Below are 16,235 nucleotides of genomic sequence, written 5' to 3' on the forward strand. Positions count from 1 at the left end.
GTCCGAACCGGAACCGGTTTCAGTGAATGCTGCGGGCGGGCCGGGTCGCCAGCGCGGCGGGGGCGATGTTGGCCTCCTTCACGCTCAGCGGCGGGATCGCATTGCGCAGGCGCAGCGGGTCGGCGGTGTGGGTCGGCGAGGCGATCCGCGGCATGTCGATGATCACCGTCGTGCCGACGCCCTCCTGGGATTCGATCCGCATCGTGCCGCCGTGGAGTTCGGTCAGCGAGCGGGCGATCGCGAGCCCGAGGCCGGAGCCCGGGTGCTTGCGCGTCATCTGGTTCTCCACCTGCACGAAGGGACGGCCGAGCTGGGCCAGCGCCTCGGCGGGAATGCCGATGCCGGTGTCCTCCACCGTCAGGCGGGCAATGTCGCCGGTCATCTCGGTGCGGATCCGGATCCGGCCGCCGAGCGGAGTGAACTTCAGCGCGTTGGAGACGAGGTTGAGCGTGATCTGCTTGATCGCGCGGCGGTCGGCGACGATCGGCCCGGGCACGGCGAAGTCAGTGACGAACTGGATCGACCGGTCGACGGCAAGGTTGTTCATCAGCGCGCGGATTCGCTGATCACGTCGTCGAAGTCGACCGATTCCAGCGTCAGGTTCACGCGGCCGGCCTCGATCTTCGACATGTCGAGGATGTCGCTGATCACGTTGAGGAGATAGGTGCCGCTCTCGTGGATGTCGCGGCAGTATTCGTCATACTTGATCGAGCCGAGCGTGCCGAAGATCCCCGAGCGCATCACCTCCGAGAAGCCGATGATGGCATTCAGCGGCGTGCGCAGCTCGTGACTCATCGAGGCGAGGAATTCGGACTTGGAGCGGTTGGCCGACTCGGCGCGGGTCTTTTCCTCGGCATACTTGTCGGCGAGCTCCACCAGCTGCTGGGTCTGCGCCTGCAGCTTCTGGCGCGACTGGCGCAGGTCCGTGACGGTGGCCATCAGCCGGCGCTCGCTGTCCAGCAGCCGTTCCTCGTGCAGCTTGAGTTCGGTGATGTCGGTGCCGACCGACACGAAGCCGCCGTCCTTGGTGCGGCGCTCGTTGATCTGCAGCCAGCGCCCGTCGCGCAATTGCGCCTCGAAGGAGCGGGCGCCGTCCTCGGTCTGGGGCGCGGACTGGCTGGTGGTCTTGACGTGGCTCTGCACCACCGGCTGGGTGCCGGCCTCCATCACCGCCTCATAGGGCGTTCCGGCGCGGGTGAGCGGATCGGGCAGGCCATAGAGGCTCTGGTACTTGGAATTGCACATCACGAGGCGGTTCTCGGTGTCCCAGAGAACGAAAGCCTCGGAAATGGTCTCGATCGCGTCGCGCAGGCGCAGGTCGGCGGTCTCGGTCTGCTCCAGCAGGCGGCGCTGCTCGGTCTCGTCGACGGCGATGCCGATCAGGTGGGGTGTGCCGTCGCGGTCGCGCACGATCTCGGCGCGGGCGCGCACCCACAGCCAGTGGCCCTCGGCATGGCGGATGCGGAAGGAGAGATCGACCGACGCCTGGCCGGATTCCAGCAGGTCGCGGGCAAGGGCGTAGAGGTCGGCGTCTTCCGGATGGATCATGCCCTGCAGGTCGCCGAAGCCCATCAGCTCGGAGTTGGGCTCCATGCCGAGGATCACATACATCGACGGCGACCAGAACAGCCGGCCGCGGGCAAGGTCCCAGTCCCACAGGCCGCAGCGGCCGCGGCGGAGCGCGGTGTCGACCCGGTACTGCGTCTGCGCATAGAGCTGGTCGGCCTCCCGGGCGCGCGAGGTCTGCATGAAATAGGCGTAGACGATCACGATCAGGATGCAGCTCGTGCCGATGAACAGGCTGATGTTCACCGAGACGTCGCGGTGCCACGTGGCGAAGACGTCGTCCTTGGTCTGGTAGACGGCAACGCTGCCGCGGTCGCCGGCGAGATTGTGGACGGTGGCGAACACCTGCGTGCCGTCGGCGAGCATCACGTCCATGACGCCGGCGCTGGCGCCGAAGGTCGTCAGCGGCTGGCCGTTGCCGAACAGGTCGTCGAGGGCGCGGCCGGTGAGGCCGGGCGAGGGCGGAACGGAGGTCACCATCGTTCCGGCCGGATCGGCGAACACGATCGTGGCGCCGCGCGGGGCGGCAAGCGGGGGAAGGGCGGCGGCGAGCGCGTCGCGCACCTGGAGATGGTAGTCCGGGCCGGGGCTGTCCGGCGCGCTCTGCGAAAGGGCGATGTCGAGCGTCTGCGCGGTCAGCGCCAGCATGTCGCCGGCCGCGGTCTCGATCTCCATGCGGCGGTCGATCAGGCCGGAGGTGCGGGCGATGGCGGTGATGATGAGGAAGACGGCGATCAGCGCGGGAATGGACCGGCGCAGATAAGGCTCCGCCTGAAGCAGGCGCCGATAAGTCGGCCGTGCGAGCAGCCCGGCATGACCGCGAATGGCTTCATCAGCCGTCGAAGTCGTGCCAAAGAAGCGCGTGCGCCAGCCATTGGACGCACCGGCATCTTCCGCCCGCGCCATTGCGTGCCCTCTCGTGGTGCTGAACTCTATACTTGAAGAAAATCGGTCTACGCCCCGAATCACGTCCATTTGAATCGACGTGAATCGGCTTGTCCAGAGTCGGCGGGCGAATTCGCGGACGGCCCGGCACTTCTCCAGATGTCTGTGGGATTTCGGTCGGACGTCGCGGAATCGGCAACGGGCGGGCCCCGTCCGGAGGCCCGCCCGTCATGGTCTTGCCGCCGAGGAATCTCAGGCGAGGGAGCGCCCGGCGATGTCGCGCACGTCGCGCGACAGGCCCGGCTTGGCGGCGATGCGGCGCAGGGCCGCCTCGGCCAGCGCCTGGCGCTTCGGCTCGTAATTGCGCCACGAGCGGAAGCTGACGAGAAGCCGCGCCGCCACCTGCGGGTTGGTCTCGTCGAGGCGCATCACGCTGTCGGCGACGAAGTCGAATCCGGCGCCGTCCGCGCGGGCGAACTGCGACGGGTTGCCCTGCGCGAAGCTGCCGATCAGCGAGCGGATGCGGTTGGGGTTGCGGAAGGAGAAGGCCGGATGGCCGGTGAGCGCGCGCACGGCGTCGAGCGTGCCGGCACCGGGCGCCGCCGCCTGCACGGCCAGCCACTTGTCGACCACCAGCGGCACGTCCTTGAAGCGGTCGTAGAAGGCGGCCAGCGCCTCGGGCGCCTCCGCCGCGCCGCTCTGGACGAGGCTTGTCAGGCAGGCGAGCCGGTCGGTCATGTTGGTCGCCGCGGCAAGGCGGGCGTGGATGCGGGCATGGACGGCGGCGTCACCGGTCGCGGCGCGCAGATCCTGCGCGGCGTTGGCCAGCGCCCGCCGGCCGGCGCTGGCCGCATCCGGCGAATAGGGGCCGGCGTCCACGTTTTCGGCGATCGCCGCGTCGAGCACATCGGCAAGGCGCGTGCCGATCGTGTGCCGCGCCTCGCGGAAGGCGATGGCGATCGCGTCCGGATCGACATTGCTGCCGATCTCGCGGGCGATGTCGGCCTCATGCGGCACGCCGAGCATCAGGGCGCGGAAGGCGGGGTCGAGGCGGGTGTCGGCGGTGATGTCGCCGAGCGCGGCGAGATAGCCCTCGTCGACGAAGGTGGCGCCGCCGCTCATCGCCGCCTGCGTGCCGGCGGTGAGGAAATACATCGCCACCGTGGAGGCCGACTGCCAGCGGTTGAACGGGTCGCTGTCGTGGCGCATCAGGAACACGATGTCGGCGATCGGCAGGTTGAAGATCGGCCGCACCGGGGCCGAGAAATTGCGCAGCAGCGAGGGCACCGGCCGCTCGGCCACCTCCGAGAACACCACCTCGTGCACCGGTTGGGTCATGACGATCACGTCGCCGGCCACCTCGGCGCCGCTCACCGCGCCATGGGCCATGTCGGTGCCGTCCGGACCGACGAGGCCGTAGCGCACCGGCAGCACCATCGGCTTCTTCTCGGCCTGCTCGGGCGTCGGGCCGAGATGCTGGCGCAGGGTCAGAGTGTATTCGCGCCGCTCGGCGTCGTAGGCGTCGGTGATGTCGATCTGCGGCGTGCCGGCCTGGCTGTACCAGAGCATGAATTGAGACAGGTCGCGGCCGGAGGCCTCGGCAAAGCAGGCGATGAACTGCTCGATGGTCGCCGCCTCGCCGTCGTGGCGCGCGAAATAGAGGTCCATGCCGGCCTTGAACGCGGCGTCGCCGATCAGGATCTTGAGCGCGCGGATCACCTCCGCGCCCTTCTCGTAGACGGTGGCGGTGTAGAAGTTGCTGATCTCCAGATACTTTTCCGGGCGCACCGGATGGGCCAGCGGGCCGCCGTCCTCGGGGAACTGGTGGCTGCGCAAGAGGCGCACGTCGGAAATGCGCTTGACCGGCCGCGAGCGCATGTCGGAGGTGAATTCCTGGTCGCGGAAGACGGTGAGGCCTTCCTTGAGGCAGAGCTGGAACCAGTCGCGGCAGGTGATGCGATTGCCGGTCCAGTTGTGGAAATACTCGTGGGCGATCACCGCTTCGATGCCGCCATAGTCCTGGTCGGTGGCGACCTCCGGATTGGCGAGCACATACTTGTCGTTGAAGACGTTGAGACCCTTGTTCTCCATCGCCCCCATGTTGAAGTCGGAGACGGCGACGACGTTGAAGACGTCGAGGTCGTATTCGAGGCCGAAGGCGGTCTCGTCCCAGCGCATCGAGCGCTTCAGCGCGTCCATCGCATAGGTCGCGCGGTCCTCGTTGCCGTGCTCGACGTAGATCCCGAGCGCGACCTTGCGTCCCGACATTGTGGTGAAGCTGTCGGTGATGACGCCGAGATCACCGGCGACGAGGGCGAACAGGTAGCAGGGCTTGCGCCACGGATCGTTCCAGACCGCATAGTGGCGGTCGGTGCCCGGAATGTCGCCGGCCTCGACGAGGTTGCCGTTGGCGAGCAGCACCGGTGCCGCCGCGCGGTCGGCCTCCATCCGCACCTCGTAGACCGAGAGCACGTCGGGACGGTCGAGGAAGTAGGTGATCCGGCGGAAGCCTTCCGCCTCGCACTGGGTGCACCAGACGCCGCTGGAGCGGAACAGGCCCATCAGCTTGGTGTTGGCCTCCGGATCGAGCTTCGTGACGATTTCCAGCGTGAAGGCCTCGGCCGGCGGGGCCAGCAGCGTGAACTCCTGCGCCGAGGCCGTGTAGTCGCCCTCCGCCAGCGCCGCGCCGTTCACGGCCGCCGAGACCAGCGCCAGTTCGTCGCCGTCGAGGGTCAGGGGCGTTCCGGCCGGCGTCTCCGCTCGGCGCTGCAGGGACAGCGTCGCCGTGACCCGCGTCGCGTCGGCCTCCAGAAAGACGTCGAGGTGCACCTTGTCGATCGCATAGGCGCTCGGCCGGTAGTCCTTGAGGAGAATGGCGGCGGCGGTGTCGGTGCGCATGGGGCTGCTCTCGTGCTCGGCGTCTCCGGACTGATCGGTCCGGATGTCGCGACGCGGTGGCGTCGCCGGATCGGAAGGGTCAAGGACTATCCGCCGCGGCGTGGACTGGCAACAGGCGCGGGCGATGTCGTCCGGCTCAGAAGACGATGCGGAATCGCGCAAATCCGCCGTCGACCTCGCCGACGGATTCGAGGACAAGGCGCGCAGGTCGTGGAGATGCGCGGCTGCCTGCGGTCCCGTGTCGAAGACGAGCGAGGCGCCCGGAACCGGCTTCAGCGCCCAGTTGCCGTCGGCCACCGGATCGACGGTTCCGGCCTCGGCAATGAAGCGCACGATCACGTCGCGGTTTGTGTCCGGCCCGACGAAGACGACCGCGTCCTCGGTGATGCCCGGAAAGTCGCCGCCGCCGCCGGCCCGGTAGCTGTTGGTGACGACGAGAAAGTCCTGGTCGGGATCGATCGGCCGGCCCTCGAACGCAAGGTCGACGATGCGGAACGAGGAAGGGTTGGCAAGCTCGCCCCGTGGGCCGTAGCGGGGAGGGCGGGTGATGTCGATCCGGTAGGTGACGCCGTCGATCACGTCGAAATTGTAGGAGGCAAACGACGGGTCGATCAGCGGCTGATCGGCGATCCCGGGCTGCACCGTCCGGAACAGGCCGGCGGAGCGCTCCAGCCATTCGCGGACCCCGGCGCCGGTGATCCTCACCGCCCGGATCGTGTTCGGGTAGAAGTAGAGATCGGCGACATTGCGGATCGCCAGCGGCCCGGCCGGGACGTCGGTGTAGTTTGCAGGGCCCGCCCGGCCACCGGCCTTGAACGGCGCTGCCGCCGCCAGCACCGGCAGTCCGGCAAGCGGTCCGCCCGCCAGCATGCGGGTCACGTACCAGCGCTGGGCGTCGTTGACGATCTGCACCGAGGGATCGTCGGCAACCAGCGCGAAATAGGAGTGGAGCGGCGCGGTGGTCATCCCGACCGGCCGGCGGACATAGGCAAGCGTCGTGCGGTGATCGTCGGCGACGCAGTCCAGGATACGGCCGACATCGGCGACGAGCGGCACCGTGGTCCGGCCCTCGCGCCGATAGATCGGCCGGGCCTCGCTGGCGTGGGCCGTCACCGCCCAGCCTGCCTCGCCCCGCTCCAGCAGGAGATCGACGAGGCCGAGATGCGAGCCCCAGAAGCCGGCCATCACCGCGGGCTTGCCGTGCAGCGTGCCCGCCACCGCGTCGACGCCGGGGATGCCGGAAAAGTCCGGCCCCGGAAACACGAGATGCTGGTGGCCGGCGAGCACCACGTCGATCCCCGGCACGGCGGCAAGCTGCAGCGCGGCGTTCTCGAGGCCCGCGTCGACCGGTCCGGATCGATGCCGGTATGGGCGAGCGCGACCACGAGATCGGCGCCGGCTTCGCGCATCTGCGGCGCATAGGCCCGCGCCGTGGCAACGATATCGCGGGTCACGACCTTGCCGGCCAGATGATGCCGGTCCCAGGTGACGACCTGCGGCGGCAGGAAGCCGATGCAGCCGATCCGGACCACATGGCTCGCGTCGGCGCCGTCCACGAGCCGGCGCTCGAGGATCACGAAAGGGGGCGCGAAGGTCGGATCGCGCGTCGGGTCGATGCCGAGTTGCGTGCCGCGCACGAGATTGGCACAGACGAGGGGAAAGCCGGCTCCGGCGAGCGAGGCGTTCACCAGGTCCAGTCCGTAGTTGAACTCGTGATTGCCGAGGGCGGCGACATCGTAGCCGAGCACGTTCATGGCCGCGATCGCCGGGTGGAGCGTGCCGTTCGGCACGCCGCGCTCATAGGCGACATAGTCGCCCATCGGGTTGCCCTGCAGGAAGTCGCCGTTGTCGAACAGCAGCGTGTTGACGGCCTCGGCGCGGGCCGTCTCGATCAGCGCGGCGGTGCGGGCAAGGCCGCAGGTGTCGCTCGGGGCATCCGCATAATAGTCGTAGGGGTGGATCGCGACGTGGACGTCGGTCGTCTCCAGCAGACGCAGGTGAATGCGACCAGGGCCGGCGGCCGCGGCAAGCGGAGGGGGCGGACGAGGGCTGCCGAACGTGACCTTAAGCCCCCCAGCGCCATCGATCAGCCTTCCACTCGCGCCGTCCTGGCAAGGCCGTCGCTCAACTCCGAAACGCCGGCGGATCAACGCCGTCGTGTGCGACTATGTCCCGTCGTCCCGTCCGCGTCGATAGCCCTTTTTGTCCTTGCATTCCGAAGGTTTCGGGTCTGCGGACGATCGCGACCCTGCCGTCCGCCCCGCGGTCTGCGGCGTGCCCCGGTTTCGGGTGGCGGCGCGGCTTCCGGCAGGCATGATGCAGGTCTCCGGCGGGGCGTTGCGCAGATCGAAGCCGGATTGCCAAGGGGAATGCCTTCCACTATGGTCCGCGCCATGAGAACCCATGTCGCGCGTCTTGGCTGGTGGTGGCGCTCCGCTTGAGCGGCCGGCCACGCATGTCCGATGCGACAGGTTCAGGTAAGGCCGCTCCGGACATCCGGGACGGCCTTTTTCGTATGTGCGACAGGCTTTCCGATCCGTCCGGGCGCAGGAAACGAACAGCCGGCGGTGTCCGGCCCGGCGGAGAATGAAAAGATGACGAGTGGAGAGGAAAGCCTCGAGACGGCTGGCGGCATCAAGGTGCTGCGGCGTCCGCGCCAGGTCACCTACAAGGATGCGGCGCTCGGCTATGTCGACCGCCTCGACCGCGAGCGCGGGGCGGTGCTGTCGTCCAACTACGAGTATCCCGGCCGCTATGCGCGCTGGGACATCGCCTTCGTCAATCCGCCCGTCGCGCTCACGGCCCGCGGCCGGCATGTGACGATCGAGGCGCTCAACGCCCGCGGCCGCGTGCTGCTGCCGGCGATCGCGGCGGCCGTGCACGGTGGCAACGACCTCGTCTCCTTCGAGGCGACGGCAACGGTGGTGACCGCCGAGGTGAAGCTGCCCGAGGGTCGCTTTGCCGAAGAGGAGCGCTCGCGCCAGCCATCGGTCTTCTCGCTGATCCGCCGCATCATCGCCGCCTTCCGGATCGAGGGCGACGGCAACCTCGGCCTCTGGGGCGCCTTCGGCTACGATCTCGCCTTCCAGTTCGAGCCGATCCCGCACAAGCTCTCCCGGCCGGACGACCAGCGCGACCTCGTGCTCTACCTGCCCGACGAGATCCTGATCGTCGATCACTACCGCGCGCTGGCGACGGTCTATGCCTACGACTTCACCGTCGACGGTGTCTCGACCGAGGACCTGCCGCGCGACGGCGCCGAGGCGCCCTTCGTCGCGGCCGACCGCATCCCCGGCCGCGGCGACCACGAGCCCGGCGAATATGCGGCCTCGGTTGCGAAAGCGGTGGAGTATTTCCGGCGCGGCGATCTGTTCGAGGTTGTGCCCGGCCAGACCTTCTACGAGCGCCCGACCGCGCCGCCCTCGGCGATCTCGCGCAAGCTCCAGCAGATCAACCCGTCGCCCTACGGCTTCATGTTCAATCTCGGCGGCAACGAGTTCCTCGTCGGCGCCTCGCCGGAGATGTATGTCCGCGTCACCGCCGGCCGCCGGGTCGAGACCTGCCCGATCTCCGGCACGATCCGCCGCGGCGCCAACGCCATCGAGGACGAGGCGCAGATCCGCGCGCTGCTGAATTCCAAGAAGGACGAGGCGGAGCTGACCATGTGCTCCGACGTCGACCGCAACGACAAGAGCCGCATCTGCGAGCCGGGCTCGGTTCGCGTCATCGGCCGGCGCCAGATCGAGATGTACTCGCGCCTGATCCACACGGTCGATCACATCGAGGGTCGGCTGCGCGAGGGCATGGACGGGCTCGACGCCTTCCTCAGCCATGCCTGGGCGGTGACCGTCACCGGCGCGCCCAAGCGCTGGGCGATGGAGTTCATCGAGAACCACGAGAAGTCGGCACGCGCCTGGTATGGCGGCGCCGTCGGGGCGCTGCTGTTCAACGGCGACGTCAACACCGGGCTCACCCTGCGCACCATCCGCCTCAAGGACGGCATCGCCGAGATCCGCGCCGGCGCAACGCTGCTCTATGATTCCGACCCGATGGCCGAGGAACACGAGACCGAGCTCAAGGCTTCGGCGATGATCACCGCGATCCGCGAGGCCGGCGAGGTCAAGGCCGCCGCCGCCACCAACGGTCCGGCAACGGTGGGCGAGGGGCTGAAGATCCTGCTCGTCGACCACGAGGACAGTTTCGTCCACACGCTGGCGAACTACTTCTGCCAGACCGGCGCCAAGGTCGCGACCGAGCGCGCCGCCAAGGGCGTGGGCTTCGACGTCACCGAACTCGACCGGCTGGCGCCGGACCTGCTGGTGATGTCGCCCGGGCCCGGCAATCCGCGCGACTTCGACTGCGCCCGTACCATTGCGGCGGCGCGCGAGCGGGGCATCCCGATCTTCGGCGTCTGCCTCGGCCTGCAGGCGCTGGCCGAGTCCTTCGGCGGCGTACTCGGCCAGCTGTCGGTCCCGGTCCACGGCAAGCCCTCGCCGATCACGGTCGAGACCGAGGGCCTGTTCGAAGGGCTGCCGGAGGAGATCATCGTCGGCCGCTACCATTCGCTGCATGCGGTTGCCGGGCAGCTCCCGGCCGAGTTGCGGGTCACGGCCCGGACATCGGATGACATCGTCATGGCGCTGGAGCATGTCAGCGAGCCGATTGCCGCGGTGCAGTTCCACCCGGAATCGATCATGTCGCTCGGTCACGACGCCGGTCACGCGATCATCGAGAACGCGATCCGCCACCTTGTCGCCGGTCGGCGGAACCGGGCAACAGACGTGGAAAAGCGCGTCGTCTGACGCCATCCTCCGCCGATCCGGATCCTGTCGCCTTCGCGGTTGCTGCACCGGCGATTTCCGGCGCGCTGTGTCGTGTGCGTCACTCTGGCATACCAGATTTTGGTGACCCCTCAAAATCAGGGGATAGGAGAGACGGGGCTGCGGTCGTATGATGGTTGGGTGGAGGAGCGGTCGCTGGCGCTCGTTTCTCCACGGATCGGTCTTCCGATCCTTCCGCGTTATCGCGGAGTTGCGGTCCTAACTGTGGGAGGAGGAAGCAATTCCTCCTCCTTTTTTTGTCGCGGTCGCAACCCGTGATCGACCTCAGTCCGCGCTGGCGAGCTCGGCAAGGCGATCGATGAAGGCCGCGCATCTGCGCAACTCGCCGATCGTCACGAATTCGTCCGGCCGGTGCGCCTCGCCGATGGAGCCGGGGCCGACGACGACGGTGGGAATGCCCGCCGCCTGGAACAGGCCCGCCTCCGTGCCATAGGCGACCTTGGAATGGTCGTTGCGACCGGCAAGCCGCTTGGCCACCCGCGTCACCTCGGCCTCCGGCGCGGTGTCGAGCCCGGGGAAGGCCGACGTGATCTCGAAGGTGATTCCGGCCTCGGCATGCCGGGCCTTCATCTCGGGCTCCAGCACGTCGCGGGCATGGGCCTCGATCCCGGCCAGCATCGCGTCGGCATCCTCGGTCGGCAGCGCCCGGATCTCGAAGGTGAAGCTGCAACGGTCCGGCACGATGTTGAGCACGGTGCCGCCCTCGATCGTGCCCACATGCGCCGTGGTGACGGGCACGTCGAACAGGTCGTCGCGTGGGCCGTGGGCAAGGCTGGTGCCGAGTTCGCCGATCCGGCCGATCAGCCGGCTGGCGTATTCGATGGCGTTCACGCCGCGCGGCGCCAGGGAGGAATGGCAGGAGAGGCCGGTGACCGTCACCCGCAGGCTGCGCTTGGCCTTGTGGGCGACGACCACCTGCATTTCGGTCGGCTCGCCGACGAAGCAGGCGAGCGGCAGCGCCGGGCGGGTCGCAAGTTCCGCGATCATCCCGCGCACGCCGAGGCAGCCGACTTCCTCGTCATAGGAAAAGGCCAGATGGATCGGCCGCCTGAGATTGCGTGCGACCAGATCCGGAACTGCCGCCAGGCAGCAGGCGAGGAAGCCCTTCATGTCGCAGGTGCCGCGGCCGTAGAGCCGGTCGCCGTCCTCGTGCAGCCGGAACGGGTCGGTCGACCACGGCTGGCCGTCCACCGGCACCACGTCGGTGTGACCGGAAAGGATGTAGCCGGGCACGTCGGCCGGGCCGATGGTGGCGAAGAGGTTCGCCTTGGTGCCGGTCGCGTCGAAGATGCGCTCGGAGGCCACGCCGTGCCCGGCGAGACAGTCCTCGACGAAGGCGATCAGCGCGAGATTGGAATTGCGGCTCGTCGTGTCGAAGGCGACGAGGCGGGCCAGCAGGCCCTTGATGCGGTCTTCGGCCATGAAACCTCTTCGGGGGAACGGCGCTCGGCCGCACTCATAGAGCATCGCCCCGCAAGGTGGAAACCCGCAACGTTGCCCGTTCTTCCCCGCAGCCAATCCTGCGTCTGGCCACTTCGCGGGCATGCCCGAAAAATCGGCCGTCGCAAGGGTGGAATCGGTCCAGAGGCCCTTGACGGGTTCAAAAATTGACCGGATGATCAACGAAAATCCGGGCAAAAGACCCGGCGGAACAGCTCGATACATCGGCGCCTCCTGACGGCGCAGGATCCGGATATCACGTGGATGCGGGAGCCGTTCCGGCTCGCCGACGCCGGCGTCTGCCGTGCGGCGGTGGCACGCGGCCATCCCCTCCCATCGAGGAGGTTGTCACATGACGATGGCTGGCGAGGCGGAGGGGGCCGGGGGCATTCGGGCGGACATCGCCTGCGGGCGTCTGCCGCTCGACGCCTATCTCGACAATTTCTCCGACATTCATCCCGCGCTCGGCCGCCACGAGGCGAAGATCGAGTCCGACCGCTGCTACTTCTGCTACGACGCGCCCTGCGTGAAGGCCTGTCCGACGGCGATCGACATCCCGCTGTTCATCCGCAAGATCTCCACCGGCAATGTCGACGGCGCGGCGGCCACGATCTTCGCCGCCAACATTCTCGGCGGCATGTGCGCCCGCGTCTGTCCGACCGAGACGCTGTGCGAGGAGGCCTGCGTGCGCAACACGGCCGAGGACAAGCCGGTGACCATCGGCCTGCTCCAGCGCCATGCCACGGATGCCTACATGGCGGCCCATGCGACCTTCGGCCAGCGCAAGGCGCCGACCGGGCGGCGGGTCGCGGTCGTCGGCGCCGGTCCGGCCGGGCTCGCCTGCGCCCATGCCCTGGCGCTGGAGGGGCATGACGTGACGATCTTCGAGGCGCGGCCGAAGCCGGGCGGGCTCAACGAATACGGCATCGCCGCCTACAAGGCCGTCGGCGGCTTCGCCCAGCACGAAGTGGACTTCGTCACCGCCATCGGCGGCATCACCATCGAGACCGGCAAGGCCCTTGGCCGCGACCTGTCGCTGGCCGGGCTTGCCGCCGATTTCGACGCGGTGTTTCTCGGCATGGGCCTGTCCGGCGTCAACGCGCTGGGGCTTGCCGGCGAGGCGGGCGAGGGCGTCGTCGATGCCGTGGACTGGATCGCGGTCCTGCGCCAGGCCGAGGACAGGGCCAGCGTTCCGGTCGGTCGCCGGGTCGTGGTGGTCGGCGGCGGCATGACCGCCATCGACGCCGCGGTGCAGGCGAAGAAGCTCGGCGCCGAGGAGGTCACCATCGTCTACCGCCGCGGCGAGGAGGCGATGAACGCAAGTCCCTACGAACGCGACCTCGCGCGCAAGGCCGGCGTGCTGATCCGCACCTTCCTGCGCCCGGTCTCCCTTGGCTTTGTCGATGGCCACGTGGACCATGTGGTGGTGGAGCGCACCCGGCTCGACGTCGCCGGCCGGCCGCTCGGCACCGGCGAGACCCTGACGCTGCCCGCTGACCAGGTGATGAAGGCGATCGGCCAGACGATCGGCGACAAGGCGCCGTTTGCCGGCGGCGTCGCGCTGGAGGCGGGCCGCGTGCGTGTCGACGCCGCCTTCCGCACCTCGATGCCCAAGGTCTGGGCCGGAGGCGACTGCACCGGCGTCGGCGAGGATCTCACCGTCGTCGCGGTCGCCCAGGGCAAGGCCGCCGCCGCCTCCATCCACGCCGCGCTCGCGGGCTGACCGACACCCGAAGGATCAATCCGATGGCCGATCTCACCACCAGCTTCTGCGGGATCAAGTCGCCCAACCCGTTCTGGCTCGCCTCCGCGCCGCCGACCGACAAGCAGTACAACGTCGAACGCGCCTATCGCGAAGGCTGGGGCGGCGTCGTCTGGAAGACGCTTGGCGAGGGACCGGAGATCGTCAACGTCTCCGGCCCGCGCTACGACGGCATTCACGCCGCCGACCGCCGGCTGATCGCCTTCACCAACATCGAGCTGATCACCGACCGGCCGCTGGACGTGAATCTCTGCGAGATCGCGGCGGTCAAGAAGAACTGGCCGGACCGGGCGCTGGTCGTCTCGCTGATGGTGCCCTGCGAGGAGGCGAGCTGGCGCGCGATCCTGCCGCTGGTCGAGGCGACGGGCGCCGACGGCATCGAGCTCAACTTCGGCTGCCCGCACGGCATGTCCGAACGCGGCATGGGCTCGGCGGTCGGCCAGGTGCCCGACTACATCGAGATGGTGGTGCGCTGGTGCAAGCAGTACACGCGCATGCCGGTGATCACCAAGCTGACGCCGAACATCACCGACATCCGCTATCCGGCCCGCGCCGCGCTCAAGGGCGGCAGCGACGCGGTGTCGCTCGTCAACACCGTGTCCTCCATCATGTCGGTGGACCTCGACCTGTTCGCGCCGACCCCCACCGTGGACGGCAAGGGCAGCCACGGCGGCATGTGCGGCCCGGCAATCAAGCCGATCGCCCTCAACATGGTGGCCGAGATCGCCCGTGATCCGGCCACGCGCGGCCTGCCGATCTCCGGCATCGGCGGCATCACCACCTGGCGCGACGCGGCCGAGTTCATCGCGCTCGGCGCCGGCAACGTGCAGGTCTGCACCGCGGCGATGACCTACGGCTTCCGCATCGTCAAGGAGATGATCGACGGACTGTCGGACTGGATGGACACCAAGGGCTACACGTCGATCGACGACTTCCGGGGCAGGGCGGTGCCCAACGTCACCGACTGGCAGTATCTCAACCTCGACTATGTGGCCAAGGCGCGGATCGATCAGGACCTCTGCATCAAGTGCGGCCGCTGCCACATCGCCTGCGAGGACACCTCGCACCAGGCGATCACGGCCATGGTCGACGGCCGGCGGCATTTCGAGGTGATCGACGCCGAATGCGTCGGCTGCAACCTCTGCGTCAACGTCTGCCCGGTCGAGAACTGCATCACCATGCAGCCGCTCACCTCCGGCACCGACCCCCGCACCGGCCGCCCCGTCGGCGGCTACCGCAACTGGACCATGCACCCGAACAACCCGATGGCAAAGACGGCGGCGGAGAGAGAGTCGCGTTGAAGGCTGGACCGAATCCGGCGGGGCCAGCCCGCCGGATCGTGAGGGAATGCCTGCCCCGTCAGACGACGACGAAATCCGAGGCCGTGATCGATGCGGCCCCGACGGTCAGATACGCGATGATCACCGCCTGCTGGGAGCCCGAACCGTCGGGGTCGTAGGCAAGGTAGTTGTTGAAGGAATTGACCAGAATCCGATCGTCGGCATCGAGCGGCAGGCTACCGTCGTTGAAGGCGGCGGCTGCGAGTTTGCCGAGGGCAAGCCCGCCGAAGACGTCGGAGTCGAGGTGGAAGGAATCGACCCCGTGCTTGAAATCGTTCACACGGCTGGCCGGGGGGGACGAGGGGGCCACGTCGAACACGAAGACGTCCTTGCCGGCGCCCCCATGCAGTTCGTCACGACCGTGGCCGCCAATGAGCACATCGTTGCCGTCGCCTCCGTAGAGTATGTCCCACGACGTGCTGCCGACCAGCACGTCGTTGCCGGCAAGACCTTCCATCGTGCCGCCAAAGTCGGGATGAAGGATCAGTGTGTCGTCATGGCTGGATCCGCGAAGGCTTTCGACGCCCTTGAAGGTATCGCCGAGGGCGTCGCCGGTGTTCCGGCCGGGATCCGCGAACGAAACGACGATACCGTGGTTCGAATGTTCGTAGGACGCGGTATCGACCCCGCTGCCGCCGATCATCGTGTCGCCGCCGCCTCCGCCGATCAGCAGGTCGTGATCCCTGCCACCGTCCAGCGTGTCCTGCCCTTCGCCACCTTCGAGTACGTCGTCGCCGCCGCTGCCGCGGAGAAGGTCGTCGCCGTCCCCGCCGATGAAGCGCTGGTTACTGTTGTCGCCGATGACGGTATCGTCGAACCTCGTTCCTTGGATGCCCGAGATCTGGATGAACGTATCCTCGGCAATGTCGCCGGTTGCGGTGTTCGGAGCACTGAAGTTGTAGCTGATCGCGGATCCTGAACCTTCATAGGACGCGATGTCGAACAGTGAGCCGCCGTATCCGCCGTCGAGGATGTCCGCGCCACGTCCACCGACCAGAATGTCCGCGCCGGCCCCGCCGTACAAGGCGTCGTCCCCGTCGCCGCCCCTGAGCACATCCTGTCCCTCATCGCCGAGGAGCGTGTCTGCGCCGCCATATCCCATCAGACATCGTCACCATTCACGCCCGAAAGACGGTTCGCCTTGCGATCTCCGCCCAGCGTATCGGCCCCGTAGCTGCCTTCCAGGTTCTCGATCGAGACATAGGTGTCGCCCTCGGCCTTCCCGAGGTTTCGCGACGGATCGAAGAGAAACGCCGTCACCGCCTCCAGCGTGTAGACGTGGTAGCTCGCAGTGTCCGATCCGCTCCCGCCATCAAGGTGGTCGCCGCTGCCCTGACCGACGAGCCGGTCGTCACCATCGGATCCGAACAACGAGTTGATTTCGCTGTTGCCGTAGATGGCATCGTCAAAGCGGGATCCGATCACCGCCTCGACATCGCGGAAGTAATCGTTGCCCGCCGAGTCTAACGTCAGGCCTATCCGGCCTCCCGCTATCGCCCGTTC

8 protein-coding genes and 2 pseudogenes are annotated in these 16,235 nt (G+C 68.2%); 3 read left to right on the forward strand and 7 right to left on the reverse strand.

Features of this window, described 5'->3' with window-relative positions; translation table 11 throughout:
• Nucleotides 1-19: 19 nt before the first annotated feature.
• The 4 genes and pseudogenes from A6302_RS24385 to A6302_RS26430 form a co-directional block, all read right to left on the reverse strand.
• Nucleotides 20-547 carry an ATP-binding protein gene (locus tag A6302_RS24385; RefSeq protein WP_069306829.1) on the reverse strand — a complete coding sequence of 176 codons (528 nt, stop codon included), beginning with the start codon at nucleotides 545-547 and terminating at the stop codon, nucleotides 20-22.
• Complete coding sequence (locus A6302_RS09410; protein WP_069306830.1) at nucleotides 547-2,472, reverse strand: PAS-domain containing protein; 1,926 nt, start codon at nucleotides 2,470-2,472, stop codon at nucleotides 547-549. The genes A6302_RS24385 and A6302_RS09410 overlap by 1 nt, the downstream gene beginning before the upstream one ends.
• Nucleotides 2,473-2,703: 231 nt before the next feature.
• Nucleotides 2,704-6,654: an aminopeptidase N gene (pepN, locus tag A6302_RS09415; RefSeq protein WP_342586246.1), complete on the reverse strand. Its 3,951-nt coding sequence runs from the start codon at nucleotides 6,652-6,654 to the stop codon at nucleotides 2,704-2,706.
• 452 nt (nucleotides 6,655-7,106) lie between these two features.
• A pseudogene (locus A6302_RS26430) lies at nucleotides 7,107-7,499 on the reverse strand (hypothetical protein); the annotation flags it as partial.
• Between the two features lie 444 nt (nucleotides 7,500-7,943).
• Here A6302_RS26430 and A6302_RS09425 point away from each other — a divergent pair.
• Nucleotides 7,944-10,151, forward strand: coding sequence for an anthranilate synthase (locus A6302_RS09425; protein ID WP_069306837.1), 2,208 nt, complete (start codon nucleotides 7,944-7,946; stop codon nucleotides 10,149-10,151).
• A gap of 303 nt (nucleotides 10,152-10,454) precedes the next feature.
• On the opposite strand, the gene argE is transcribed toward A6302_RS09425, so the two are convergent.
• Entirely contained in the window at nucleotides 10,455-11,612 is a 1,158-nt protein-coding gene (argE, locus tag A6302_RS09430) for an acetylornithine deacetylase (protein ID WP_069306832.1), read from the reverse strand.
• A 370-nt stretch (nucleotides 11,613-11,982) separates the two neighbouring features.
• Between argE and A6302_RS09435 the strand changes: the two genes are divergently transcribed.
• Both A6302_RS09435 and preA read left to right on the forward strand, forming a co-directional pair.
• Nucleotides 11,983-13,353: an NAD(P)-dependent oxidoreductase gene (locus A6302_RS09435; protein WP_245294006.1), complete on the forward strand. Its 1,371-nt coding sequence runs from the start codon at nucleotides 11,983-11,985 to the stop codon at nucleotides 13,351-13,353.
• A 23-nt stretch (nucleotides 13,354-13,376) separates the two neighbouring features.
• Nucleotides 13,377-14,693, forward strand: a complete 1,317-nt coding sequence (gene preA / locus A6302_RS09440) for an NAD-dependent dihydropyrimidine dehydrogenase subunit PreA (protein WP_069306833.1) — start codon at nucleotides 13,377-13,379, stop codon at nucleotides 14,691-14,693.
• A 58-nt stretch (nucleotides 14,694-14,751) separates the two neighbouring features.
• Here the strand turns inward: preA and A6302_RS09445 are convergent, their stop codons facing one another.
• Complete coding sequence (locus A6302_RS09445) at nucleotides 14,752-15,834, reverse strand: calcium-binding protein (protein ID WP_069306834.1); 1,083 nt, start codon at nucleotides 15,832-15,834, stop codon at nucleotides 14,752-14,754.
• Nucleotides 15,834-16,235, reverse strand: a pseudogene (locus tag A6302_RS22865) (protease); the annotation flags it as partial. The gene A6302_RS09445 and the pseudogene A6302_RS22865, both read right to left, overlap by 1 nt.

Origin of the sequence: Methylobrevis pamukkalensis, from assembly GCF_001720135.1 — a bacterium.
Lineage (GTDB): Bacteria > Pseudomonadota > Alphaproteobacteria > Rhizobiales > Pleomorphomonadaceae > Methylobrevis > Methylobrevis pamukkalensis.

Bases quoted from the DNA above. Each gene is read 5' to 3' on its own strand.
- A6302_RS24385 (WP_069306829.1), bottom strand. From the start codon at position 547: ATGAACAACCTTGCCGTCGACCGGTCGATCCAGTTCGTCACTGACTTC.
- A6302_RS09410 (WP_069306830.1), bottom strand. From the start codon at position 2,472: ATGGCGCGGGCGGAAGATGCCGGTGCGTCCAATGGCTGGCGCACGCGC.
- A6302_RS09425 (WP_069306837.1), top strand. From the start codon at position 7,944: ATGACGAGTGGAGAGGAAAGCCTCGAGACGGCTGGCGGCATCAAGGTG.
- argE (WP_069306832.1), bottom strand. From the start codon at position 11,612: ATGGCCGAAGACCGCATCAAGGGCCTGCTGGCCCGCCTCGTCGCCTTC.
- A6302_RS09435 (WP_245294006.1), top strand. From the start codon at position 11,983: ATGACGATGGCTGGCGAGGCGGAGGGGGCCGGGGGCATTCGGGCGGAC.
- preA (WP_069306833.1), top strand. From the start codon at position 13,377: ATGGCCGATCTCACCACCAGCTTCTGCGGGATCAAGTCGCCCAACCCG.
- A6302_RS09445 (WP_069306834.1), bottom strand. From the start codon at position 15,834: ATGGGATATGGCGGCGCAGACACGCTCCTCGGCGATGAGGGACAGGAT.